A 26,658-nucleotide genomic window follows, 5' to 3' on the forward strand; every position below is an offset into this window, starting at 1 on the left:
TATTGTTTTTATTGGGATTGAGTAAGTGCGTTAGGGATTGAAATGGCATCCTTTTTGCTTTTTTTAGCAAAAAGATATAATGGAAAGCCCGTTAAAACGCCCAAAAATTTTTTAAAATTAATCTATAAATTATTTATTGTTTTACGAATGGCAACTAAATTGGTTAACAAGCTTTCTAAATTGTCTAAATGCAACATGTTTGCGCCATCAGATTTTGCGTTTGCAGGATCGAAATGTGTTTCGATAAATAAACCATCTACATTGTTAACAACTCCAGCTCTGGCAATGGTTTCAATCATTTCTGGTCTTCCACCTGTAACTCCAGCAGTTTGATTTGGTTGTTGTAATGAATGTGTAACATCTAAAATAGTAGGTGCGAATTCACGCATTTCTGGGATTCCACGAAAATCGACAATCATGTCTTGGTAGCCAAACATGGTTCCTCTATCTGTAATCCATGCTTTGTTTGAGCCTGCATCTTTTACTTTTTGAACGGCGTGTTTCATAGCAGCAGGACTCATAAATTGCCCTTTTTTTAAATTGACAACCTTACCTGTTTTTGCAGCAGCAACCACCAAATCTGTTTGACGTACCAAAAAGGCAGGAATCTGTAAAATATCTACATATGCTGCAGCTTTTATAGCATCTGAAACTTCGTGAATGTCTGTAACTGTTGGTACATTAAAGGTTTCCGAAACTTTTCTTAGGATTTTTAATGCTTTTTCATCTCCAATTCCTGTAAAACTATCGATTCTACTTCTGTTTGCTTTTTTAAAACTTCCTTTAAAAATATAAGGAATTTCTAGTTTATTAGTAATTGTAATTACTTTTTCTGCAATTCTTAAAGCCATTTCTTCACTTTCAATCGCACAAGGCCCAGCCAATAAAAAGAAGTTGTTAGAATTTGTGTGTTTTATGTTTGGTATAAGAGATAAGTCCATTTGTATAATTTTTGACAAAAATACACAAATTTTTAGCGTTTAAATAGTTGCTCTATTTAGTTTTTAAAATAAGTGTCCGAAGATTATTTATAATTTAAATAACTATATTTATAGTCTAAAAATAGATTTAAAATGAAAAAAATAATTGGTTGTTTTTTAATGCTAACAGTAATGTTTAGTTGTGTTATTTCAAAAAAAGGAAAAGATGGAGTTAGGGGAAAAGATGGTTTAAGTGCTAAAAGTGAGGTTTTTATAGACTCTAATTTGGTTCGAAAACATTTATACACTTTGGCTTCTGATGATATGGAAGGAAGAAAATCTGGAACTCCAGGAATAGAAAAAGCGGCTGTTTATATAGAAAATGAGTTTAAAAATTTGGGTTTATCTACTTTTGGAGAATTAGAAGATTATAGACAAACTTTTACTTTTAAAAATAGAAGAACTGGTGAAGATATTACTTCTAGTAATATTATTGGCGTTTTAGAAGGGAAGAGTAAAAAGGACGAATATGTAATTGTTTCTGCACATTACGATCATTTGGGAATGAAAAAGAGTGGAGAAGGAGACTTGATTTTTAATGGTGCAAACGACGATGCTTCTGGTGTAACTGGTGTTTTAGCATTGGCAAAATATTTTAAAAAAGTTGGTAACGAAAGAACGATAGTTTTTGCTGCTTTTACTGCAGAAGAAATGGGTTTAATTGGTTCTACACATTTTGGAAAGGGAATTGATGCCAGCAAATTTGTTGCAGGAATTAACTTAGAAATGATTGGAAAAACCCCAAGTTTCGGTCCAAATACTGCTTGGTTAACAGGTTTTGAGCGTTCTGATTTTGGAAAAATAATTCAGAAAAATTTAGTAGGAACTGGATACCAGTTATTTCCAGATCCTTATAAGAATTTTAATTTGTTTTTTAGATCCGACAATGCTTCTTTGGCACGTTTGGGAGTTCCATCTCACACTTTTTCTACAACACCAATTGATGTAGATAAAGATTATCACAAGGTTTCTGATGAAGCAGAAACCTTAAATATTACAGTAATTACACAAACGATTCAGGCAGTTGCGAAAGGAACTGAAAGTATTATTAATGGAAAAGATACGCCAACAAGAGTTGTAATTAAAAAATAGAAAAAAGTAATAATGAAGTCTATAAAATATTTCTTTTTGTTATTGTTGATGAGTTGTGGAACATCGAAGGTTGTCTACGATTATGATGATAAAACAGATTTTTCTCAATTTAAAACTTTTCATTTTTTTGAAGATGTTGGAAGTGGTTTTAATGAATTCGATGTAAAAAGAACGACTGCAATTTTAGAAAACGAATTATCGAAATCTGGTTTTGTGAAAGTGGAGAACCCAGACTTTTTCGTCAATATAACAGCAAAAGTAACTGAAGCACAAAACAGAAATACGATAGGTATTGGTATTGGAAGTGGAGGTAGAAATGGCGGATTCGGTATTTCTGGAGGCATTCCTATTGGAGGAAAAAAACTAAATGAAGAGCTTATTATTGAATTTGTAAATGCAAAAACAAACGAACTTTTTTGGGAAGGTTCTTTAATTTCAACAATTAAAGAAAAAAGAAAACCAGCAGAAAGAGAGTTGTATTTAACAGATGTAATTCAGAAAATTTTGGCAAAATATCCACCAAAAAGAAAATAATAATGGCATACAACGAATTTTTAGCAGACAGAGTTTCTCAGTTTTTGGTTGAAAAAAGTGTGCCTTTTGAAACTAAAAAAATGATGGGAGGTTTACTTTTTAAAGTAGATGATAAAATGCTTGTAGGTGTAAATAAAGACGAGATTATGGCAAGGATTAATCCAGATATTTATGAAGCTTCACTATTAAAAGAGGGCTGTAATAAAATGAATTTTACTGGTAGACCAATGAAAGGTTTCGTTTTTCTTTCTGATGAAGCCATCGATTTAGATGAAAATTTACATTACTGGTTGCAATTAGCATTGGATTTTAATCCGTTTGCAAAAGCAAGTAAGAAGAGAAAAACTACCAAAAAGTAATATAACAGAAAAACAATAGAGCATGCTCTATTGCAAAAAATAAATCCCTTTAAAAATTAATTTAAAGGGATTTAAAGTTTTTAATAGTTATTCTTAAAATTGATATCTGATACTAAAAGCAATATCATTATCGTAATCGTTAAAGTTGTTTCCAAAACCAAACTCTGGTCTTAAATCTAAAGAAAGTAAGATTGGGGCAGTTGGAAAGTTGTACTCGATTCCAACATCACCAGCAGCGAAAACAAAAGTTTCAGAAAAATTTCCATTATCACTTTTACTACTGTAGTTTCCTAAACCACCACCAACACCTGCGTACCAGTTAAAACCACCATCTATATTCCAAACCCATTGGTAAATAGCTGTAGCTTTAAAACCGTCGTAATTTTTGTTGTCTCTTAAACCTAAATCAATTTCTAATCTGTTATTATCTCCTAACGCTCTTTGGTAAGAAATTTCTCCTCCAAAACCATCATTATCTCCCAAACGCAAACCAATTGCATTTTTAGAAATATCTTGTGCGTTTGCCGAAAATGCTCCAGCTACTATAAGACCGATAATTAAAAGTGTTTTTTTCATAATTTATATTTCATTTTTGATTGAATGACAAAATTAGATGTATTATTCCATTGAAATGAACTCATTTAAAATATTAATTACTACAAATGGATTTTAATTATTCACATTTAAACGAACACCTTTAGAATGACTACTAAATTCAGGAGCATACATACTTTGTATAGTGGTTGTTCCATTGCTAAAATTACCAGCATTATTTACTCTTAAATCGTATTCGAACACATAAATTCCTTTTGGTAATCTGTCAAAAAAGAAATTGGTTGATGCATCTTTTGTGCTTTCATAATAGCCTAAATTATCTTGCCATTTGTATTTAGAAATTACATTAATTGGCTCTAAACCAGAAGCTCTCATGTCTTTCATGTGAATGAATTCCATATTTCTATCCGAACGTAATTCTATTCTTACAGTTACCAAATCACCGATTTTTAAACTAGTGTTTTTTGTGATTTCTTCTAATTTTTTACCAGAATCTGAGTTCACTTTTTTAAACAATCTCTTGTTCAATTTTAAAGGAGTTTCTGCTGAAGTAATTTTATCTAAATCTTCAAAATATTGCCAATACAAACCTCCCCAAGCAATTCCATTTCCTTTTTTGTTGATGGTAATTTCGCTCATTTCTGGAGTTATTTCTGCACCATTCCAAGAGGTTTTAAAATAGCCAGTTCCAGCTTCCACTTTTACATCTTCCATTTTCGATGGATCGATTGTTTTTTTGCCAACTTTAATGGTTGCCATTTCTGTTACAGACACCCAATCTTTTCCAGTTAATAATAAAGAATATACTGCTTCTGTAGTTGCTTTTGTTGTTTTCCAACGATTTGTTTGCTTGTTTTTTAGCAACCAGATTTTTAAATTATCAATTATTGAGACGTCATTTTCAATTTCAGAGAAAACTTCAATCATTAATGCTTGCGTTTCCACAGGCGCTTGGTAATAATAATAACCAGCTTTGTTTTCTTTCCAATACATTCCTAATTCATCAGAACTAATACTTGTCTCTTTTAAAGAAGCTACTATTTTGTTGGAAGCTGTTTTTTGATTGTCTCTAAAAAGGGATAAAGCAATTTGCCCTTTTGCATACAAATTATAGTCTTTCCAATATATTGCAGACTGATTCATATAATAGTCGTTTGCTTTTTTAGTTTCAGAATTCATAGAAATAGCGTCATAAAAACTTCTCATATACAAATACTGAATTGTAAAATAATTCAAATTATTCTTTGCTAAATAGGCGTTGTATTGTTTTTCTCCTTCTTTTTTCGTTTTTGCTTTTTGTTTGATAATCTCTGCTCTTTCCAACAATTTTTGATAATTTTCTAAAAGTTCTTTGTCTAAAAATTGAACGGCTTTTTCAATCATTTTTCTGGTGGAAGCATTAAAATTGGTAACTCCCAATTTTTGTAAATGGCCAAATCCTGAAGCAATATGTTGTGTCATATAAATATTTTCATATCTACTCCCTTTAAACCATGGAAATCCGCCAGAACTCATTTGAATATCTTGTAATTTATTAATGGCTTTTTCCTGCTCATTTTTCATTTTATTCAAATCGAATAATAATGCAATTCTTTTCTTTTGTTCAGTTTCCGATTGTGCATCTCTTAACCAAGGTGTTTCCTGAATTATTAGCGATTTCAATTCCTGATTTTTCTCCAAGTTAGACAATAAAGCATCCGAATTTTTCCAAGCATTAAAAACATCTTGAATTCTTGGATTTGAATTCGCCACAAAACTCGCTAAAGTATTTGCGTAATATCTCGAAAATGTTTGTTCTGCACATTCATGAGGATATTCCATTAAATATGGCAAAGATTGAATCGCATACCAAACAGGATTTGAAGTAAATTCTAAAGTTAATTTGTGGTTTTTTAATGTTGAAGAAGAAGAAGAAGAACTCTTTAGTTTATCTAACGTAAAAGTTTTCGTTTGGTTGGAACGAATCCACATTGGAAGCGTTTCTGTAACCAACATTCTGTTCGATAAAACAGGTAAAACATTTTGTTCTCCATCGGAAAAATCACCAGCTTTTGCCACAATTTTATATTGTACAGCTTGCACAGTTTCAGGAATTGATAAATTCCAAGAAACATTCGTATTTCCATCTTTGTCAACAGAGAAATTTTTGTTAGAATTTGTATTTTCTAATTCACTATTTATTTCTTTTCCTGTAATTACATCAGTTAAAATTAGTTTTGCAAAACCAGATAATTGATTATTTGTAAGATTTGTAACTTTTGCTGATAAAGTAATTTTATCTCCTTCTCTTAAAAAACGTGGCGCATTTGGCACAACCATCAATTCTTTTTGAGTAACTGTTTGCAATGTTTTTGTTGCCGATTTTAACCCTTTTGTATGTACCAATAATTGCAACTTCCATCTAGTTAAAGCTTCTGGCATTGTAAACGTAAAACTGACTTTACCATTCTTATCGGTTCTCAATTGAGGATAAAAGAAAGCAGTTTCATTAAAGTTTGTTCTTGCTTTTACTTGCGATAATTGATCGTCAATTCCGTTTTTAGTAGTTATTACAATAACTCCATTCGCACCTTTTGAACCATAAAGTGAAGTGGCTTCAGAGTCTTTTAAAACGTTTAGTTCTAAAATATCTGCTGGATTTAATTCCTGTGCTTTCTCCATTGTAATTTCCTTTCCATTAACAATGTATAATGGAATAGCTCCATCAGAACTATTAAACAAACCTCTTAACCTTATATTTTCGGTATTTTCATTATTTATACTCACTCCAGAAACTTTTCCATCTAACAATTCAGAATCCATAACAACACTTTCTGCTTCGACAATAGCAGAGCTAGTTACAGCTTTTCTCTTTTGCATTCCATAGCCAGTCACAACAACTTCATCTAAGTGGTTGGCATCTTCATTTAATTTTACATCTAAATCATTATAAGTTTTAATAATTTTTTCTTCACTTTTGTAACCTAAATAACTAAAAATTAAAACATCTCCTTTTTTTATTTTTAAAGAATAATTTCCATCGAAATCTGTTTCTGTGCCAAATACAGTGCCTTTTATAGAAATGGAAACGCCTGGTAAAGGCTCTCCATTTTCGTCACCAACAAAACCACTTACAGTTCCATCAAAATCTTTTCGAGTGTTATTTAGTTTTCGTTCTATTTGTCTTAAGTAAGTTCTATTTAACCAGCTGTTATTGTTCAAACTAAACCCAAACCAATTATAATTAGTGTAATTCGTACTTGGAAAACCATAATATCGCCTACTATTATTCTGAATATTAAAATTATTCGTCCCAAAACTATAATTTGCAAAACTCGTTTGATATGAATAATAAGTACGTTTTGGAGTAATTGGATTAAAAGACCAATTATGACTCTTAAATTGATCTAAAGAAGCATCGTACATAGAAGCCAAAACTTCGGATGCAATTGCGTCATTTTTATCGTCTTTAATCGTAAAACTCCAAGTTTGTTCTACTCCAGGTTGTAATTTGTCTCTAAAAATATTGGTTTCAATTTTTATATTTTCTATAATTTCTGGAATGTTAATAGGTAGGTTTCCACTTTCGAAATAATTGTAGTTTACAAAATGATATTTAATCGCAAAACCACCAAGGTCTTCTTTTTCAATAGGAATTTTTAACGTTTTTATTCTGTCGTTTAAATGAATAAAATGCGTTTTTACTATTTTATGATTCTTTTCAATTTGAACCACAATTGTAATATCTTTCGAAGCAGAACCTACTTGAAGCAAAATTTCGTCTCCGATTTTATATATTGTTTTATCGGTATTTATGATGAATAATTTATTATCAGGCACTTTTTTATCATTCGTAGAAAACAACGAAAATCGTTTTTCGTCTTTTACTGCTTGTCCGAATTTGTCTTCACTTTCTAAAACAACAATATATTTTCCAGAAACCCATTTGTCAATATTTTTTAGGCTGATTTCTTTCTCCTTTTCCGTATTAAAATTGGTGCTAAAAACAAGTTTTCCCTTTTTCCAGTTTTTCTCTTCCATTTCATTTTCTGAATAAGCTTCATTTGGGAAAAGTTTTCGAAACATATTCTCAGAGATATCTTGATAAAAAGGTACACTCCAAGGTCTTTTTCTTTGCGGGTTTTTGGGTGCTTGTAACTTATATATTTTAAGAATTCCTTTTGCAGGAGAAAATTCGCCGTTTAAATTATTTGTTTCTATTTTTAATTTATTTTCATTAGAATATTTATCAATATTTTCATCCATAGAAATGGTTGCTAATAAAGAATGGTATCCAACTTTTACAGTGCTTGTTGCACTTCGAGTCTCACCATTTACATCAGTAACATCAGCTGTAATTTCGTAAGTAAAAACGGGTAAATTTTCTTTGGAAACACTTTCGTCTGCCAAAGCTTTAAATTTTATAGAAAAATTTCCAGAAGCATCAGTAATGGTTTCTCCGTTTGTAATTTCTTGCGAAGAAGAAGTTGGTCTTGGTCTGTACCAATAATACCAACTTGGATATTGTACTTTTCTATGTACTCTGTACACCACTTTTGCATCTGTAATTGTAGCTCCAGAAAATGCTTTTGCGAATCCTTTAATAGTTACAGAATCGTTGATTTTAAAAGTTTCTGTAATGGGTTTAAAGTCGGTTTCAAATTTTGGTCTTTTGTATTCTTCAACAGAAATAGTAACAGAATTATTATAATCGAATCTGTAATATTCACTACTATCTTCTTCTAGACTTTCATCAACAGAAATGCTAAAATTGCCTGTTAATCCATTATTTGGTAAGATAAATTCGCCAGCAATAGAACCAAATTCATTCAATTTTAAATTTAATTCTTTTACCTCTTGATTATTTACGTCCTTAAGAACAATTTTCACAAATTCATTTTTGAAAATTTCAGAATTTTCTCCTTGTTTTTTTATTACAATTGCTTTAAAATAAACAGTTTGTCCTGGTCTGTAAATACTTCTATCTGTAAAAATAAACGGTTTTATAAATGTTTTTGCTTTTTGAGTGCTATTATTTCTGTTATTTTCTCGTAAATACTGGTTTCCAAAATTTGCAATATCATTTTTTGTTTTTACAGAAATTTCCACATTTTGATAATAGGTATTGCTTTTATAAGATGCAAAACCATTTTTATCCGTTATTAATTTTTTATTGATATAAGCACCTCTTTGTTTTCGTTCATTATGCAAATGAATTTCTGCATTTTTAATTGGTTCTCCATTATTACGATCTACAATTTGGTAATTATGAATGTTGTTAAACGTATTCTGAACTAAAGTTAAATCCGTAACTTGAATGGTAGTTGTTCCAAAAATAGCTTTTTCACTCAGTTCTTTTTCATCGGAAGTCACTATTAAATACAACCCGTTTTTTAATTTCGGAACAATAATTTCTGTGGTATGTTGTAAATAATCGTTTTCGTTTCTTAGGTTGTTATTCCAATTTTCTGAAGATTTTAATTTGCTGATATATTTTATTTTATCCTCACTTTTATAGGTTTTATTTAATGTAAGAATATCTTTTTTACTGATTTTATAAACGGAAAAATAAAGATTATCTATATTTTTATAATTGATTTCTAACCTTGAATTTTTATCAATAGGAATAAACTTTTCAACACGAATATTAATTGTTTTTTGCTCAATTTGAGATTTTAAAACCGTACATTTTTTCGCTCCTAAACTTTCTGGGAATTTTTTAATAACTTCATTACAAATAGCAATGGCATCTTTATTTTTGAATCTGTTTTCTTTTGATGAATTATAATTATTCGCCTGATTTTTATAAATATTCGCAATTTCAAAAGCGTACAATCCACTCGCTTCAAAATTTTTAAATTTTTCTTTTGAAGTTTTTAAGGTTGCTAATAAAATGGCTTCCTTATTATTAAAAGTGGCATTATTATTCACAAATTGAAGTCTTTGAACATCTATATCTGCCAAAGCATTTGTGTTGTTTTCAGTCAAATGAAAATAAATTAATTTTTGATAGACTTTTAACGCGTTCATTTGAAGTGATAAACTATCTTTTGAAACAATTTTTATATCGGAAAAAGTATCAAGATCACTTAAATAGGAGGGAGCATCAATTTTAAATTGATAGGCAGGTTTATTAATAGAATTTTCTGAAGTTTTATAAAATGTCATAGCATTATTTGCCAAGAAATCGAATAATGTTGGTCTAATCGTTTTGGCATCTTTCTGAATTTGAAGAATATCAGCAAACTCAGTCACTTTTATTTTTTGTAACTCTTTTTCATTTGAAAGTGAAGCTTTATAATAGGTATGAATTTCTTCGAAAAGCGTGTTTAAATCCCAAGTTCTAAAATCCGTGGAATCTACTTTAATTGCTGTTTGTGTTCGATTATAAAACTTGTATCTATTTTGAGTGTAATATTGCCAATACAAATTTGCTAAAACGTTTTGCAATACATTTTTTGTAGGAAAACTGCTTTCAGAAATATGTTCTTTAAAGTTGTTAATTACCTTTAATTGCGCGTCTTCTTCCAGCGTTAAAGCAAATTTACTTTTATAAAAAAGCGATTTTATAATTTGCGGAGAATTATTTTCTTTTGTAGCTGAATTGTAAATTTTTTCTACAATTTTTAATGCTGATTTTGGTAGGTTATCAACCTCAAATTTCTCAACTTCTGTCCAAAGTTTGTCAAAATTATTTTGAGAATTCGTGGTTAGAGAAAATAAGATCATTAATAGAAAAGTTATTGTTGTGTTTTTCATAATCAAAAGATTTTATGTAACAAAGCAAACATAAATCAGGTTTTAAAACTACCCTAAATTAGGGAACGTTACTTTTTAGTGTGTAAAACTATTTTTTAGTTGAGTTTACCTCTAAAATAATGATTTTTGTTGAAAGCTTTTGTATTTTTACTTTTTTAAATTTTGTTAGATGAACATTCATTTTATTGCGATTGGCGGAAGCGCAATGCACAATCTTGCTATAGCTTTACACCAAAAAGGATACCAAGTTTCAGGAAGTGACGATACAATTCACAATCCGTCTAAATCTCGTTTAGAAAAGTATGGTTTATTGCCAGAAGAATTTGGTTGGTTTCCAGAAAAAATAGCAACTAATTTAGATGTTATTATTTTAGGAATGCATGCTAAAAAGGACAATCCAGAATTGTTGAAAGCACAAGAATTAGGATTAAAAATCTATTCTTATCCTGAGTTTTTATATGAGCAATCCAAAAATAAAACAAGAGTTGTTATTGGTGGTTCTCATGGAAAAACAACGATTACTTCTATGATTTTACACGTGTTAAATTATCACGATAAAGAGGTAGATTATATGGTTGGTGCTCAATTAGAAGGTTTTGAAACGATGGTGCATTTAACAGAAGAAAACGATTTTATTGTTTTAGAAGGAGATGAGTATTTGAGTTCGCCAATAGATATGCGTCCTAAATTTCATTTATACAAACCGAATATTGCATTGTTAAGTGGAATTGCTTGGGATCATATTAATGTTTTTCCAACTTTTGAAAATTATGTGGAGCAGTTTAAAATCTTCACAGATTCCATGGTAAATGGAGGAAGTATGGTCTATAATGAAGAGGATATTGAAGTTAAAAACGTGGTAGAATCATCTACAAATCATATAAAAAAATACGCATATACAACTCCACAACATTTTATTGAAAACGGAATTACTTATTTAGAAACTTCAGAAGGAAATTTACCACTGGAAATTTTCGGAAAACACAATCTTCAGAATTTGGCAGGGGCAAAGTGGATTTGCCAACACATGGGAATTGATGAGGATGATTTTTATGAAGCAATTGCCAATTTTAAAGGAGCTAGCAAACGTTTAGAGAAAATAGCAGAAAATAATTCTACTGTTATTTTTAAAGATTTTGCACATTCTCCAAGCAAGGTTTCTGCGACTACAAATGCTGTTAAAAATCAATATTCTAATAGAACAGTTTTAGCTTGTTTAGAATTGCATACCTATTCTAGTTTAAATGCAGAATTTTTAGCGGAGTATAAAGGAGCTTTGGATAAAGCAGACGATGCTGTTGTTTTTTATTCGCCACACGCTGTAAAAATTAAGCAGTTAGAAGAAGTTACAAAAGAACAAATTGCTAAAGCTTTCGAACGAGAAGATTTAATTATTTATACAAATCCTCAAGAATTTAAAGAGTTTCTTTTTAATAGAGATTTAGAGAATTCTGCAGTTGTTTTAATGAGTTCTGGAAATTATGGTGGTTTAGATTTTGAGGAAGTTAAGAGTTTGGTTTCGGTTTCTTAACACCTAATTGAATTAATTTTTCTTGTTGCCAGTTTTTATCAGTAATTCTTTTTAGTAACCATTTTCTGTGCTCTTTGTTAAAAATAGATTTATAGATAATAGACATTCTACTCTTTAAGAAAAGTTCCGTTGATTTTTTTTTATGATCAGAATTTCTTTTAGATTCATTTATAAGATGTTCGTTATAAATCGCTAAATACTTTTTAGTTTCTGGAGTTTTAGTGTAGTTTAAAGAATTTACATTATTAAAAGTAGTGTAGCAAATGGATAAAAAACAATTTAAAGGATTTTGTAAAGTGTCAAATTTCTGAAATGCATCTATTGCAGTAGTCTTCTTAGAAAGTAAAAAAACATCATACGCATTTCTTAAAGCAATATTTTTATAATGAAAACCTGCATCATTAATCTGTTTTGCAATTATGGATAATGACAATTGATTTTCAAAACTCATTACAGTTATTCCATTTATATTTTGTGCAGTTTTTTTTACAAAATTGTAATTAAATTCTTTGGCATATTTTTCAAGTAATAACTCTTTATGAATTTCTACAGCAGCAATTCTATTTTCTTTTTGTAATCTTGGATAATGTTTAAATTGAGGGAAATCATAATCGCTTTTTATTACTTTAGCGTAATTATTTGCAGTTAAAACCTCAATTGCATAAAGATAATCTTCTTTTGAGAAAATAAAATCGATATCTCCCACCATTCTTTCTGCGATATCTTCATACAAACCTTCCAATAAATTTCCAGTTCCTTTTAAAAAAATAGGCGTAATGTTATGTGAAAGTAGAAGTTCGTTTATTTCCTTTGCTTGCGAAATTATTTGTTCGTTTCTTTCTCTGTTTAAATTGGTGATATGTTGCATGTATTCCACCAATTCTTCAGGTAAATACAATAGAAAATTAGCGCGTTTTAAATTGCAATACAAAGTAGGAAAAACATAATGGGCAGTGCTTATTTTTACAACTGCATCCCAAGCTATTTCTTGGGTTTTTAGTTGTTGTTCAACTTCGTGTTTATTTTTTTTTTCCAAAGAAATTGTTAAACATTTGGCTACAAAAAATAAGGTTTCTTTATAATTCATTATTAAATATTTTAGAAACTGTAGCAATCATTTTTTTGTTATCTGAGTACGTTATTTGATGACAATTTAATGCAGAAAACCAATTTAAAAAAGCTTCTGCATTTTGTTTAATGGGCGACAACCAAGAATCTGGAACAAGTTGTTGGAAAGCATCAATTTTAGATATTTTTTGATACTGTAAATCTGCTTTTTCTTCATATTTAATAAAGACCAAATCTTCACAAGTTTTATGAGCAGAAAAATTAGAATTATTTGGTTTTATATATCTTACAATTTTATTCAACCTTTTAAAATGGTATTCTGCTGATTTCTCCAATTCAGGATATATTGGGAGTAATGTTTCTACACTGTTTTTTTTAATTGATATGGAAGCAGGAAAACTATACACTTCTTTATTTTTAGCATCTAGAGGTACAAAATCGTCTGCTAAACAGGTAAAACCATTTGCTTGTAAAAGTGCTAAAGAGGTGCTTTTTCCATTACCAGAATCGCCACAAAATAAAATACTTTTATCGCCATTAGAAACTGCAGAAGCATGAAAAACACCTAGCCATTCTTTTTCTTCTTTTTGATGAATTTTCTGAATGAGTTCCATAGAAAATTTTCCTTGAAAGAAATGAATTTCTTTCTTAGACCAAGCTCCAATAAACTCTTTATCATTATAAAAGAAAACAAAGTTATTATTTATAAAAACGATAAAATTATAGTTGTAATCTAAGGTATGTTCGATTTCTAAATGCTCGAATTTTGGATGTACGAGATACAATTCGTATTCAGTGGAAAAATCAACCTTAAAAATAATGTTGTTTATTTTGTAGTACTTTGTGTATTCGAATTCTTTTGGCTTTCTAATATCTCTATAATCATTAATTAAGCTTGGGTCTACAACTGTTTTTGGTTCGTAAATTTTACTTTCTAAGTCTAAAACGAAATCAATTGCTTTTTCTAAAGGAACAGATAGTTTTTTACTTAATGCAGTAGCAATTTCATTTACAGGAATCCCTTTACTAATTCTTTTTAGAATATCTGCAGTGGTGTTTTCTAAAATTAAGTATTCGTTGCTTTTTTCAAACCAAACTATAGTTTTTCCTTCAACAGTTTTATATAAAAAATGTGGCTCTGTATTCATAAGGAATAAAGGTACTTATTTTCTAATCTTGTTCAAAATAAAAAGGTTCCGAAAAAAAGAGTCGCTTTTATTTTTTTTAATATATATAAAAGCAAAAGGCGATAATTTTAAATTATCGCCTTTTGCTTTTATAAGTTTTGCAGTATTTATATTATACCCAACAAAAACCTGTTATTATTTTGTTGCTTCCGTTTTCGGTTTATCTTTTAGTAAACCTAACTTCGCTTTTACTGCATCATAAATGTCTTCACCTTTTTTAACAATTAAAGATTTTGCATCAAAAACATATAAAATTCCTTTAGCAGCAGCAACCTCTTCAATTGCTTTTTCAGCTTTCTTTACGATAGGTTGTAATTCTTCTGCTTGCTTTTTTTGCATTTCTTGATATGCAGTTTGTTGAGCTTGCTCGTATCTAGCTCTATCTACTTGAACTTCTTCTGCTCTTTTTTTGTTAGTATCTGGAGTTTGAGTTCCTTGTTCTGCAGTATACTTTTGGTATTTTGCTTCCAATTTCTTCTTCATTCCTTCAATTTCACTTTGATAAGATTTTCCTAACTTTTCTAAAGTAACGCTTAAGGCTCTAGTTTGTGGCATATTATCAATTACTCTTTGGTAATCTACATGACCTATTTTTTGTGCATTTGCAACACCAGCTACTCCTAAAGTAAATACAGCAATTAATAGTAACGTTTTTAAATTTTTCATTCTTGTTTTAATTTAATTATTATTCTCGTCTTTTTTTTCTTGTTCTTTCTTTTGATCTTCTTTCTTTTTCTTTAGCGCTTCTTTTTTCTTACGTAATAGTTCTCTTTTTTCTTCTCTTTTTTTTAGTAACTCATTTCTACGATTTTCTAACGCTTTTTTCTTAGCTTCTTTTTCCGAAAGTTTTTTTGCAACAATTGCTTCTTTCTTCGCTATTGCCTCTTTTTGCTGAGTTGTTAGCTCATTTGGTGCATTCTTTCTTTCTTCCTTTTTTGCGTTTTTTTGATCTACTAACCTTGTTCTATCAATAGTTCCTAAAACGAGGTCGCTAATATCGTATTTTTTATTTGAATATAGCATTACTAAGTCACTAGATTTATCAAAAACAAAGTCATATTTTTTTCTAGCAGAAATACTTTGTATTGCATTGTAAACTTGATCTTGAATTGGTTTTACTAACTGCTTTCTTAATAAAAACATATCTCCTTTAGGACCAAAGTACAAAGATTCTAATCTCCTAAGCTCATCTTGTTTTAAAGCAATTTCTTCTTCTTTTTCTTCTATTAAGTCTTTAGTAAGAATTGCTTTTTCATTTGCTAAATCGCTTTTTAATACTTCTATGTGTCTCGCTTCTTTATCTAAAGTTTGTCTCCATTTTACAACTTTTTCATCTAAAGTGTTTTGTGCTTCTAAATATTCTGGAACATTTTCTAGAATGTATTCCATATCTATATAAGCAATTATTTGACTTCTCTGCGACCAAGAAATACTTACACTAAGTAAAAGAACGATTGATAAAAATATTTTTTTCATTTGTATAAAGTGTTAGAAAAAACCGTGCCAAAAAAACTTTCGACATTACAAATGTACAGTTTTCTTAGAATTGTCTTCCGATAATAAAATGTGTTTGCCAGCCAGATTTTTCAGATTGTCCTGGTAATGGATCGAATCCATGTGCAAAATCGATTCCTAATAAACCGAATGCAGGCATAAAGATTCTTACACCTAAACCAGCTGAACGTTTTACTTTAAACGGATTAAAATCTCTAAAATTGTCATAAGAATTACCTGCTTCTAAAAAACCTAATGTATAAATAGATGCAGATGGCGAATCTGTAATCGAGTATCTTAATTCTAACTGAAATTTGTTATAAATTGTACCACCTTCAATTGAAGACAGTCTGTTATTCTCATATCCTCTTAATCCAACAACTTCTCTACCATCTAATTGAAAAACGGCAATTCCATCTCCACCAACAAAATATCTTTCGAATGGAGATTGCCCTAATTCATTATTATAGAATCCTAAATATCCTAATTCTGCATTAGACATTAATACTAATTTATCTGTAAAAGAAGTGTACCATTTCCCTTTTGCATTTAATTTATAATATTCTAGCCACTTATATTTTTCTGCTGGTTCTAAACCAGAATAATCTTTATTATTTAAAAGAGAGTAAGGTAATGTTGCTTTTACTCCAAAAGAAAATTCAGAACCATATGTTGGGAAAATTAAACTTGGTCCAGCAGAATTTCTAGAAAGATTAGCGTTATAAGACAAATTATTTAATGTTCCATTACTTAATACATCTGCACCAACTCTAAAACCGTAATTATTTAATTTAAAACTTTGGTAAGAAATTGTTTGCGATAATTGGAAATAATCGTCAGGCCATTTTAAACGTTCTCCTAAACCTATAGAAGCTCCAATAATACCTAAACTTCTACTCTTATCAACATCAAAAGTTTGAGGGTTTAACTGAAACTGATTTGAGGAATAAATAGAGAAAGATAAAGATCTTGGTTTTTTACCACCTAACCATGGCTCTGTAAATGAAAAGCTATAGGTGTTAAATGTTCTACTTGATTGTAGTCTTAAAGAAAGTTTTTGACCATCTCCCATTGGTAATGGTTTATAGGCTTCTTTTTTGAAAATATTTCTGATAGAAAAATTATTAAAAGATAATCCTAGGGTTCCAATAAAAGAACCACCTCCATAACCACCTTGTAATTCAATTTGGCTACCACCTTTTTCAACAACATTAAAATTAATGTCTGTTGTTTTATTTTGATAATCTGGAACCACATCTGGAGTTACATTCTGGTCGAAGAAACCTAATTGACCAATTTCTCTAATAGATCTAATAATTTCCTTTCTACTAAATAAGCTTCCTGGTTTTACACGTAATTCTCTAAAAAGTACATGATCGTTCGTTTTATCGTTTCCGGTAACAGTAACTTTTTTAATACGAGCTTTTTCGTCTTCTCTAATTCTAATTTCTACAGTAATCGAGTCGTTTTCTACTTTTGTTTCAACAGCATTTACTTGCGAGAATAAGAAACCATTGTCTTGGTAAGTTGTAGATATATCAAAAGAAGTTGGAGTTCCATCGCCTTTTACACGTTCTTTTAAAACGGCTCCATTGTAAATATCTCCTTTGTCTATTCTTAAAACTTGATTTAATTGTTCGTCTGTATATTCTTTATTACCAACAAATAAGATTTCTGCAAAACGATATTGTCTACCTTCTTCTAAGTTAATATTTATGTTGATGGTGTTATCATCGTTCCATGTCATACTTTCACTTAGAACACGAGCATCTCTATAACCCAATCTACTATATTTATCTATAATACTTTCTAAATCTTCTTGGTAATCTTCTTCTATATATTTTGATGATTTCCAGAAACGTCCAAAGAATTTCTCCTTGGTATTCTTCATCGCTTTTCTTAAATTTCTTGCAGAAAGAGCTTTGTTTCCAGTGAAAATAATGTCTTTTATTTTAATTCTTTTTCCTTTATCAATAAAAACAGACATGTTTACTGTGTTAATATCGGAAGTATCTTTCCTAACATCTATAGAGACTTTGGTTTTTAAGAAACCTTTATCTGTATATTTTTTTGCGAAGTAGTTTTTAGTAGTTACAAGTAGGTTATCTGTAACCATTACTCCTAATTTTAATTCAGCTTCTTTAATAAGTTCTTTTGCTTTGGAACGTTTTATTCCATTTATATTTACCTGATTTAATTGTGGTAATTCTTGTACATCAAATTGAAGGTAAACTGTGTTTCCATCTACTTTGGCTAAATAAACATCTACGTCGCTAAATTGTTTACTTTCGTATAACTTTTTAATTGCACTTGTTAATTTATCTCCAGGAAGTTTAATAGGTTGCCCATATCTAAGACCAGTAAAAACCCGCACAGTTTCTTCACTAAATTTTTGAAGACCAGTAACAGAAACACCACCTAAAATGTATTCTTTGCCTTTTTCGAAACTAATATTACTGTTAGATATCGTATCTTTTTTGACTACGGATACACTATCGTTTTTAACTTGTGCAGTTGTGCTATAAGTAAAAAATAGTGCTGTAAACACTATTGTGGCAGAAAGTAATTTCATAAAAAATTTATTCTGTAATTTGTTCGCTTGTTTTTCCAAATCTTCGTTCTCTATTCTGATATTCTATGATAGCATCGTAAAAATGCTCTTGTCTAAAATCTGGCCAAAGTATATCTGTAAAATATAATTCGGCATAGGCCATTTGCCATAATAAGAAATTACTAATACGTTGTTCACCACTTGTACGTATCATTAAATCTACCTCAGGCAAATTAAACGTATATAAATGGTTATTAATAGTATTTTCGTCAATTTCTTCAATTAAAAGTTCTTTATTAACAACTTTTTTAGATATGTTTTTGATAGTATTAACAATTTCTTCTCTTGAACCATAGCTTAAAGCAAAGGTTAAGATAATTTTAGTGTTATTTCTGGTTTCAAAAATAACATCTTTTAATACTTTTTGTGCTTTTTTGGGAAGTGTTTCTATATTTCCAATGGCATTTACTTTTACTCCATTTTCTTGAAAATCTGGAAGCTCTTTTTTTAACGAGTTTATTAATAAACTCATTAAAGCATCTACTTCCATCTTTGGTCTTTTCCAATTCTCAGTAGAAAATGCATATAAAGTAATTGCATCTACACCAATTTGCGAAGCACCTTTTACGGATTCTCTTACTGCTGTTAGGGCATTTCTGTGGCCAAAAATCCTATTCATTCCTTGCCCTTTTGCCCAACGTCCATTTCCATCCATAATAATGGCAACGTGCTTTGGAACTCTTTGTAAGTTAATGCGTAGTTTTTTATCCATATTTATAAACCTTCTGTATAACAAGCGGGTCTCCCAAATGTATATATTAAAGAAAAACCAGTAAACATATACCAATCATTTCCATTTCCTCCAAAATCTAAAGACGGTATACTTGGTGTAGAATAATCTAAATCGTCTACAAAAGTGTATCTAAATTTTGCTTCAAGAGAAAAGGCTAAAGTACCATATAATTTAGACTTAAAACCAACTCCTATTGGAACTGCATAAGATGTTTTGTTTGTGAAAAAATATTCATTAGGCTGTGGTTCAGACTGAGCACTTTTATATTTAAAAGCTGCCAATTCTACTAAAATGTATGGTGTCCAAGTTTTATCTTTTGACGACATGTCAAATTCATAAAAATTATATTCCATTCCAATTGCCAATTCGTGAATCGTGTTTTTAAAATTTAATCCTCTGTTTTGTTTAAAATCTGTATCTGCATCTTCATCATCTCCTTGAATAGGTAAATAGCTATAAGTACCTCTCAAAGCAATTCTTGGGTTCCAATTGTACTTAAAAAAAGCAGCTCCAGCTGGTCTGTTAGGGTATATATAGTTTGTTCTACCAATGTCGCCTACATAATTAGAGCCTCCTAAAGAAACTCCAACCTCATACACTTGCCCCAATAAAATTGAAGAAAAGCTTACAAATGCGATAAATAATATACTGTTTTTCATTTTAAAAAATAGCGTGCAAATATAGTAAAATCAATTTGCTTTATAAAGTTAATATTCGGTCTTTTTTGAATAACAACTATTTTTAAAATTTATTGCTTTAAAACCGTTAAAGATTGGTTTCGTTTCTAGTATCTTCTCCCCATAATAATTTACTTCTTAAGGTTTGTAAAAAAGATTGATTTTTAGGAATAATACTCTGTATGGTAAATGTCGCTTTTTCGATAAAAACATTGGTGTTTTTTGGAACTGTGGTAATTCTGGAATCTAAAGAGATTAAAAACTCTTTTTCTCTAGAATCTACTTCTAATTGAATGGAAGTTTCATCTGAGATAACCATAGACCTTGCGTTTAAATTATGTGGTGCAATAGGAGTAATTACTAGATTTTTTGAATCTGGCGAAATCACTGGGCCATTACAACTTAGAGAGTAACCTGTAGAGCCAGTTGGAGTAGCTATTATTAAACCATCTGCCCAATAATTTGTTAAATACTCGTTGTTTAGATTGGTGGTAACACCAATCATAGAAGTAGTGTTTTTTCTGGCAATTGTAACTTCGTTTAAGGCAAAGTTTAATTCAGAAAACTCTTCGGTTTTTGGGTCTGTTCTTATGGATAAAAGTGTTCTTTCTTGGAGTGAATATTCTCCTTTTAGAATCAATTCTACACTTTCTTTAATTGTATTTTTGTTAATGGTTGCCAAGAATCCTAATCTACCAGTATTAATCCCTAAAAGAGGAATTCCTAAATCTCGAATATAAGTTACTGCTCTTAATATGGTTCCATCTCCTCCTAAGGTAAACATGGTTTCAAAAGAACTATTTAAATCAGAAAAGTGAGAAAAAGTAGGGTATTTTTTATCCAAAATATCTCCTTCAATTAATAAATCATAAAATTTTTTTTCAATAAAACAAACGATGTTATTTTCTTCGAGAACTTCCAGTAATATCTGAATTTCCTTTTCCGCCGAAATTGAATATGATTGTCCGTAAACTGCTACTTTCTTCAAATTTAATATTTATTTTATTTCTTGAATTCGTAAAATTTCTATTATTAAACTTCCAACACTACATTTCCAAATATTTCTGAAGATAATCTGACCTGTTTTTTAAGTCTTCCAAATAAATATCATTCTCGTGTGTAGAAACAATTTTATAATCATACCTTCTAAAAGTATGCATAATTTCATTAATATCTTCTGCAACTATTTTTAAGGTTACTTGTACAAAATCACCTTTTCTTTCAGAAATGTAAATGCCTAATAATTTACCTCCATTAGATTCTACAATCTGGCAAACTTTACTCATAGAATAATCGTTTTCAATTTTTTCTATAATTAAAGTTTCACTGTCCTCGACCATAAACGGACTAGTAGAAAAAACATCTAAAACATCACATAAATCATAGTAACCAATGTAGTCTTTTTCCTTGTTTAAAACAGGAATAATATTAGTGTCATTATCCGCAAAAATCTTCAAAAGCTCTAAAACAGTAGCTTTTTCATCTACATAAAATGAATTTAATAAATGACTATAAACAACTAACTCGTCTTTTTTATTTTCTATAGTATGGATATCGTCTTCTGCAAAAGACCCCAATAATTTACTGTTCTCAATTACAGGAAAATGTGTAATAGGAAAATTGTCAAATAGGTTTTTTGCTTCTTTTACGCTACTTTTTAAGCTCAACGCTTTTATCTCATTTAATATGTAATCTGTAATGTTCATTCGTTACGAATATAGGATAAAATGATTTAATGGTTTATCTTTGTAGCCTAATTTTAGACAATGACAAAGTTAAGCGTAAATATTAACAAAATTGCAACTTTAAGAAATTCTCGTGGTGGAAATGTACCAAATTTATTAAAAGTTGCTGCAGATATCGAAGGTTTTGGAGCGGAAGGAATAACAATTCACCCAAGACCAGATGAAAGACATATTCGATACCAAGATGCAAGAGATTTAAAAAAAATAGTAACCACAGAGTTTAATATCGAAGGAAATCCTATAAAAAGTTTTATGGATTTGGTAATGGAAACAAAACCAACACAAGTTACTTTGGTGCCAGATGCTGTAAGTGCAATTACCTCGAATGCTGGTTGGAATACTATAAAACACCAAAGTTTTTTGAAGGAAGTAATTAAAGAATTTAAACAAAATGGAATTAGAACTTCTATTTTTATTGATACTGATTTAAAACTGATTGAAGCCGCAGCAAAAACTGGAGCAGATAGAATTGAGTTATACACAGAAGAATTTGCTTCTCAATACGAATTAGGGAATAAAGACGCTGTAAAACCTTATACAGAAGCTGCGATTTTAGCTAATAAATTAGGTTTAGGTATTAATGCAGGCCATGATTTAAGTTTAGATAATATTAAGTTTTTCAAAGAAAACATACCACATTTGGCGGAAGTTTCCATTGGACATGCATTAATTGCAGAAAGCTTGTATTTAGGTTTAGAAAATGTGGTGAACATGTATTTGCACCGATTGAAATAAATTCTCAGTCGCAGTTAGAGGTTTTAGTAAAATTTCTTAACAAACTATGTTTCTTTGTGGTTAAAAATTGATAATATTTAGAAGTAGTAGCAGTAGCAGTAGCAGTAGCAGTAGCAGAAGCAGTAGCAGTAGCAGTAGCAGTAGCAGTAGCAGAAGCAGAAGCAGAAGCAGAAGCTGAAAAAAAAATGCGGTTTTACGAGAAAAATAAAAAAAATGAAAAACAATCCAATATTACATTCAACCATAAAAGGAGAAGGAAAACCATTATTAATATTACATGGTTATTTTGGAATGAGCGATAACTGGAAAACGTTAGGAAATCAGTTTTCGGAAAATTTTCAAGTGCATTTAATAGATCAAAGAAATCACGGACGAAGCTTTCATGAATACGAATTTAATTACGAAGTTTTAGTTGAAGATTTGTACGAATATATTCGACATAATAAATTAGAGAATGTCTATTTAATTGGTCATTCAATGGGTGGGAAAACAGCAATGTTATTTGCAGTTACATACCCAGATTTGGTTGATAAATTAGTAATTGTAGATATTTCGCCAAGAATGTACGAACCACATCATAATGCCATTTTAGCAGGTTTAAATTCTATTGATTTTTCTGTACAAAATTCTAGGAAATTAGTAGAAGAGAAGCTATCGGAATTGATTCCTGAATTTGGCGTGCGACAATTTTTAATCAAAAACATTTATTGGAAAGAAAAAGGACAATTGGCATATCGATTTAATTTACAATCGCTCACAGAAAATAACCCAGAAGTTGGCGAAGCGCTGCCACCTTTTACAGTTTTTGAAAAAGAAACGTTGTTTTTAAAAGGTGAAAAATCGAATTATATCACAGAAAACGAAGAGCCAATTATTGATGCTCATTTTCCTAAATCTAAAATAGTGGAATTAAAAAACGCAGGACATTGGGCACATGCAGAAAATCCAAAACAGTTTTATAGTGAGGTTTGTGCGTTTTTTGGGTAGAACATTAGTGAATTTTGTTTAAAATAAAAAACAAACCAGATTTTTCTAAAATATTACTCAGCAATTTCTCCACGATGTGGTTTTAAAGCGTCTCTGTAAATTTTCATATTACTTTCATCTACAATTATAAATGCTGAAGAAAACATTGGATTTTTTTCAATGATATCAATTTCAGAGAAAGGAAGTTTTTCTGCTTCCGCAAATTCTTTTAAATGAATGGTATGATGTTTTGCGGTTTCTTTGGCATCTTCTCCTCTAAAATCCCACAATAATTTTATTTTTCTATTCATTTTGTTGTTTTAATTATTGATAAAAATAAACAAATCGCCCGTTTTAAAAGTGATTTTTATATTACCTTTAATTGCTTTATTTCGTGTTCCAATTCTTTTACAAAAATCTAAATCTTCATTATTTAAAGGGTATTGAAGTCCTTTTGTAGTAATATTTGAGGCTTTTGGAAAAGGAAATAGCGAAACTGTTTTGTCTAAGCAATCTTTAACTTTAGTTTCTGTTTCAGCTAAAAAATAATATCCAAAATTATCAAAAAAAGTAAGCTTTAATTTTTCTTTCCATTGAAGTGCAGTGTGCAAGTTCCCTAAAAAGTGGTCTTGTTCTTTTCCACTAGCTCCAAAAACATCAATATTATAAAAACCTTTTTCAAAAAGAATTTGTAGTATTTTATCAAAATCTGTAAAATTTTGATTTGGAGTTGAGATTACTTCAACATCATTAGGAATGTCAAGAATAGAATCAAAATCTCCACTGATAAAATCGGGAGTTATGTTATTGTTTTTTAAATATTGATAAGCGCCATCTGTAGCACAAATAATATCATATTTAGACAAATTGGGTAATTTTGTTGGAGCTTCACCATTTAATAATAAAAAAACGTTCTTTCTCATCTATAATTTTACAAAAAAACAAAAATACCCATTTCAGAATTAATAAAATAGGTGTTTTTAGAAGTAAAAAAAAATTAAAACGCTGTTTCGTAAGTGTGTTTATAAGCTTCAAAAACTCGAATTAAACTTTCCTTCATAGAAACTTTAGATGCGTTAAAAGTTAAAACTATTGAAAAATTTTTCTCTGGAGCATACATCGCAATCGATCTAAAACCATCTATTCTTCCATCATGCCCATAAGTTTTTAGTCCTTCATATTCAGAGATTCCAAGTCCCATTCCAAGTTCATTTATAGGCGTTGTCATTTCCTTTAAAGCTTCTTTACTAAGTAGTTTTCCTGAAAATAAAGCGTTGTAAAAAATATTAATTTCTTTAGCTGTAGAAATAATTCCTCCAGCACCCATAGTTCCTAATAAATTGGTTTGATAGGTTATGGGAGACCATTTTCCGTTTTCAGGAAAATAATCCATCGCTTCATTTTTTGTGATGTTTAAAGTGTCTGCAAAAGCCGTTCTTTTTAAGTTTAGTTTTGTAAAAATACGTTCGTTTAATATTTCTTTAAACGGCTTTTTTTCAATTATTTCTGCGATATAGGAAAGCACAATAAAGTTAGAATTCGAGTAGGAAGTTTTTTCTCCAGGATTAAATTCGGATTCAAATTCATTTAATTTCGAAATCATTTCCAATCTACTTCTTGGCTCTGCAATCCAACTTTCAAAATTTGGGCTTTTTGTGATGTTGTAAAGTCCACTTCTGTGTTTTAAAAGCTGAGTAATTGTAATATTTTCTGAATTTTTAATGTCTGGAAAAAAATCGTTTAACTTTGTATCATAAGAAAGTTTTTTCTCGTCTACAAGATTAAGAATTACTGCAGCTGTGTAGGTTTTTGTAATGGATCCAATCCAATATTTAGTCTCGTCATTTGCTTTTTTGTTTTTTTCTAAATTCGCAAGACCAAAAGATTTATTAAAAACTTCTTTATCGTCTTTAAAAATAGAAATAGTACCCATTGCTTTGTTTTCTTTCTCAAAATCTATAAGTAATTCGTCTAAAGTTCTTGGAGTTGAACAACTAAAAAATAAGGATGAAATAAAGATAATTAATAAAGTATTTAGCTTCATAATTATTTCTTTTTTAAAATTAAACCTATAATTCCTAATCTAATTACTAAAAAAGCAAACATACCAAAAGAGGGAGCTAATAAACCTACTTTTAATCCGCTAGCTAAAACAGATTGAGAAACACCTGATGAGTCAGAAATGGCATCAAAAGCACCAATAAAACCAATCATCATTCCTAAAAAGCCCCAAACCAATGCAAATAAACCAAGAGATTTTATAAGCTCTAGGGTTTTGCCTTTTTCGTCTGGTTTAAAAAAATCTTTTACAATTAATGCAATTGAAATAATTAATACAATTAAAATCGTGTACATAAAAAGTGCACCACCTTCTTCAAATAAATTCATAATATTAGTTTTTAAGTTATTTGCATCAAAAGTAAATTAGAAATACTTTTCTAAGATTTTATATCGATAACAAGATCATTTAGCAATACAATCTACCAATTTAAAATGTTTTTCCACATAAAAGGGCTAAAATGGTCGAATATGGTATAAAATCGTAATTTTATCTCAATTTTTAATCAATTGTCAATTAAAATTAGATATTGCACAATTAAATATGAATACTAAACAGTTTATAAATAGTGTAATTTTAATAGTGCTTCACACTTTTTTTTGGGTGGGAGTGTATTTTTTCTATACTTATTTTTTAGGTTATGGAAGTAAGAATACAGCTTATGTAAATAATTTTGCACTTTATTTAATGCCGGTAACCATTATAATGAGTTATTTCTTTTTATATGTTTTAATCCCAAAGTATTTAATAGCTAAAAAACACGGACTTTTCGTTTTATACACTGTTTATACATTTATAGTTTCATTCTGTTTAATTATGCTTTCTATCTTATATGGAATTGTGTTTTCTACAGATCTAACAATTAACGATTCTAAGCCTTTAACAAAAACAATTCTATTTATAATTTTAGGAATTTACATGGTCGTTTTAGTAGTAATTGCTATTGGTTTGGTCTTAAGTAGTTACAAATCGACGTTAAAAAATGAAGATTTAAAAACGAAATTCTTAGAAACAAAACTCCAATTAAAAGAGCAAGAATTACGGTTTTTGAAGATGCAAATCCAGCCACATTTTTTGTTTAATACCTTAAATACAATTTACGGTTTGGCGATTCAGAAACACGAAAATGCACCTGAAATGATTTTAAAATTGTCTAACTTATTAGATTATATTTTATATCAAGTAGATAAGCCAAAAGTATTTTTAATGGATGAAATTGCGCATTTAGAGGATTATATTTCCTTAGAAAAAATGCGTTTTCATGATACTTTAAAAATAAATTTCATTAAAAATATTCAAGCTGAAAATGTTGATGTTTCACCAATGCTGTTAATTCCCTTTGTGGAAAATGCGTTTAAGCATGGCGTAATTGTAAACAATTTTTTTACAATTAATATCGATTTAAAAGTTACAGAAACTAAGTTGTATTTTACAATCGAAAATAATTATAATAAAGAAAAAGAAAATATTCAAGGAGGAATTGGATTAGAAAATAGTAGAAAAAGACTAGAAATGTTATATCCAGAAAAACATTCTTTAGAAATAATAGGAAAAGATAATATCTTTAAAATAATTTTAGAAATCAATTTTTAAA

The 26,658-nt window shown here is 29.5% G+C and carries 23 protein-coding genes; 7 read left to right on the forward strand and 16 right to left on the reverse strand.

Translation table 11 applies throughout. The annotated features are described in order from the left end of the window. Positions 1-122 precede the first annotated feature (122 nt). On the reverse strand, positions 123-941 hold the full coding sequence (gene kdsA / locus H9I45_RS14315; RefSeq protein ID WP_088354448.1) for a 3-deoxy-8-phosphooctulonate synthase: 819 nt from the start codon (positions 939-941) through the stop codon (positions 123-125). Positions 942-1,073: 132 nt separating this feature from the next. Here kdsA and H9I45_RS14320 point away from each other — a divergent pair, with 132 nt between their 5' ends. From H9I45_RS14320 to H9I45_RS14330, 3 genes are read left to right on the forward strand one after another with little or no spacing between them, the layout of a single operon-like run. After that, positions 1,074-2,072 carry a M28 family peptidase gene (locus H9I45_RS14320; protein WP_088354447.1) on the forward strand — a complete coding sequence of 333 codons (999 nt, stop codon included), beginning with the start codon at positions 1,074-1,076 and terminating at the stop codon, positions 2,070-2,072. Positions 2,073-2,084: 12 nt separating this feature from the next. Beyond that, positions 2,085-2,606: a DUF4136 domain-containing protein gene (locus H9I45_RS14325; RefSeq protein WP_088354446.1), complete on the forward strand. Its 522-nt coding sequence runs from the start codon at positions 2,085-2,087 to the stop codon at positions 2,604-2,606. A gap of 2 nt (positions 2,607-2,608) precedes the next feature. After that, positions 2,609-2,965 (forward strand): TfoX/Sxy family protein, encoded by a 357-nt coding sequence (locus H9I45_RS14330; RefSeq protein ID WP_088354445.1) that lies wholly within the window; start codon positions 2,609-2,611, stop codon positions 2,963-2,965. A gap of 93 nt (positions 2,966-3,058) precedes the next feature. Here the strand turns inward: H9I45_RS14330 and H9I45_RS14335 are convergent, their stop codons facing one another. After that, complete coding sequence (locus H9I45_RS14335) at positions 3,059-3,541, reverse strand: hypothetical protein (RefSeq protein ID WP_088354444.1); 483 nt, start codon at positions 3,539-3,541, stop codon at positions 3,059-3,061. 93 nt (positions 3,542-3,634) lie between these two features. Continuing rightward, positions 3,635-10,258 (reverse strand): alpha-2-macroglobulin family protein, encoded by a 6,624-nt coding sequence (locus H9I45_RS14340; protein ID WP_088354443.1) that lies wholly within the window; start codon positions 10,256-10,258, stop codon positions 3,635-3,637. A 169-nt stretch (positions 10,259-10,427) separates the two neighbouring features. On the opposite strand from H9I45_RS14340, the gene H9I45_RS14345 reads away from it, so the two are divergent. Continuing rightward, positions 10,428-11,789 (forward strand): UDP-N-acetylmuramate--L-alanine ligase, encoded by a 1,362-nt coding sequence (locus tag H9I45_RS14345; protein WP_088354442.1) that lies wholly within the window; start codon positions 10,428-10,430, stop codon positions 11,787-11,789. Here the strand turns inward: H9I45_RS14345 and H9I45_RS14350 are convergent. The 9 genes from H9I45_RS14350 to H9I45_RS14390 all read right to left on the reverse strand — a co-directional run bounded on the left by H9I45_RS14350 (position 11,764) and on the right by H9I45_RS14390 (position 21,265). Further along, positions 11,764-12,876, reverse strand: a complete 1,113-nt coding sequence (locus H9I45_RS14350; RefSeq protein ID WP_088354441.1) for a nucleotidyltransferase domain-containing protein — start codon at positions 12,874-12,876, stop codon at positions 11,764-11,766. The two genes, H9I45_RS14345 and H9I45_RS14350, sit on opposite strands and share 26 nt — an antisense overlap. After that, on the reverse strand, positions 12,866-14,005 hold the full coding sequence (locus H9I45_RS14355; protein WP_088354440.1) for a phosphoenolpyruvate carboxykinase (ATP): 1,140 nt from the start codon (positions 14,003-14,005) through the stop codon (positions 12,866-12,868). Before H9I45_RS14355 ends, H9I45_RS14350 begins: the two co-directional genes overlap by 11 nt. A 174-nt stretch (positions 14,006-14,179) precedes the next feature. Next, a complete protein-coding gene (locus tag H9I45_RS14360) occupies positions 14,180-14,710 on the reverse strand; it encodes an OmpH/Skp family outer membrane protein (protein WP_088354439.1) in 531 nt (176 codons plus the stop codon). A gap of 12 nt (positions 14,711-14,722) precedes the next feature. After that, positions 14,723-15,520 (reverse strand): OmpH/Skp family outer membrane protein, encoded by a 798-nt coding sequence (locus H9I45_RS14365; protein WP_088354438.1) that lies wholly within the window; start codon positions 15,518-15,520, stop codon positions 14,723-14,725. 64 nt (positions 15,521-15,584) lie between these two features. Then, positions 15,585-18,110 carry an outer membrane protein assembly factor BamA gene (gene bamA / locus H9I45_RS14370; RefSeq protein ID WP_088354437.1) on the reverse strand — a complete coding sequence of 842 codons (2,526 nt, stop codon included), beginning with the start codon at positions 18,108-18,110 and terminating at the stop codon, positions 15,585-15,587. Positions 18,111-18,117: 7 nt separating this feature from the next. Further along, positions 18,118-18,861, reverse strand: coding sequence for an undecaprenyl pyrophosphate synthase (uppS, locus tag H9I45_RS14375; RefSeq protein ID WP_088354436.1), 744 nt, complete (start codon positions 18,859-18,861; stop codon positions 18,118-18,120). Between the two features lie 2 nt (positions 18,862-18,863). Continuing rightward, on the reverse strand, positions 18,864-19,541 hold the full coding sequence (gene porG / locus H9I45_RS14380; protein ID WP_176397572.1) for a type IX secretion system protein PorG: 678 nt from the start codon (positions 19,539-19,541) through the stop codon (positions 18,864-18,866). Between the two features lie 106 nt (positions 19,542-19,647). After that, entirely contained in the window at positions 19,648-20,547 is a 900-nt protein-coding gene (locus tag H9I45_RS14385; protein WP_176397571.1) for an NAD kinase, read from the reverse strand. A gap of 58 nt (positions 20,548-20,605) precedes the next feature. Further along, positions 20,606-21,265, reverse strand: coding sequence for a CBS domain-containing protein (locus H9I45_RS14390; protein ID WP_088354434.1), 660 nt, complete (start codon positions 21,263-21,265; stop codon positions 20,606-20,608). A 60-nt stretch (positions 21,266-21,325) separates the two neighbouring features. Between H9I45_RS14390 and H9I45_RS14395 the strand changes: the two genes are divergently transcribed. Both H9I45_RS14395 and H9I45_RS14400 read left to right on the forward strand, forming a co-directional pair. After that, positions 21,326-22,039, forward strand: a complete 714-nt coding sequence (locus tag H9I45_RS14395; RefSeq protein ID WP_088354433.1) for a pyridoxine 5'-phosphate synthase — start codon at positions 21,326-21,328, stop codon at positions 22,037-22,039. A 213-nt stretch (positions 22,040-22,252) separates the two neighbouring features. Next, positions 22,253-23,026 carry an alpha/beta fold hydrolase gene (locus H9I45_RS14400; protein ID WP_088354432.1) on the forward strand — a complete coding sequence of 258 codons (774 nt, stop codon included), beginning with the start codon at positions 22,253-22,255 and terminating at the stop codon, positions 23,024-23,026. 53 nt (positions 23,027-23,079) lie between these two features. On the opposite strand, the gene H9I45_RS14405 is transcribed toward H9I45_RS14400, so the two are convergent. The 4 genes from H9I45_RS14405 to H9I45_RS14420 all read right to left on the reverse strand — a co-directional run bounded on the left by H9I45_RS14405 (position 23,080) and on the right by H9I45_RS14420 (position 25,393). Next, positions 23,080-23,316 carry a hypothetical protein gene (locus H9I45_RS14405; protein WP_088354431.1) on the reverse strand — a complete coding sequence of 79 codons (237 nt, stop codon included), beginning with the start codon at positions 23,314-23,316 and terminating at the stop codon, positions 23,080-23,082. Between the two features lie 9 nt (positions 23,317-23,325). Further along, a complete protein-coding gene (locus tag H9I45_RS14410) occupies positions 23,326-23,928 on the reverse strand; it encodes a thiamine diphosphokinase (RefSeq protein WP_088354430.1) in 603 nt (200 codons plus the stop codon). 74 nt (positions 23,929-24,002) lie between these two features. After that, positions 24,003-25,049: a serine hydrolase domain-containing protein gene (locus tag H9I45_RS14415; protein WP_088354429.1), complete on the reverse strand. Its 1,047-nt coding sequence runs from the start codon at positions 25,047-25,049 to the stop codon at positions 24,003-24,005. A gap of 2 nt (positions 25,050-25,051) precedes the next feature. Next, on the reverse strand, positions 25,052-25,393 hold the full coding sequence (locus H9I45_RS14420; RefSeq protein WP_088354428.1) for a MotA/TolQ/ExbB proton channel family protein: 342 nt from the start codon (positions 25,391-25,393) through the stop codon (positions 25,052-25,054). A 214-nt stretch (positions 25,394-25,607) separates the two neighbouring features. Between H9I45_RS14420 and H9I45_RS14425 the strand changes: the two genes are divergently transcribed. Next, complete coding sequence (locus H9I45_RS14425; protein WP_088354427.1) at positions 25,608-26,657, forward strand: sensor histidine kinase; 1,050 nt, start codon at positions 25,608-25,610, stop codon at positions 26,655-26,657. Position 26,658: the final 1 nt, after the last annotated feature.

The organism is Polaribacter haliotis, from assembly GCF_014784055.1.
GTDB classification, from domain to species: domain Bacteria; phylum Bacteroidota; class Bacteroidia; order Flavobacteriales; family Flavobacteriaceae; genus Polaribacter; species Polaribacter haliotis.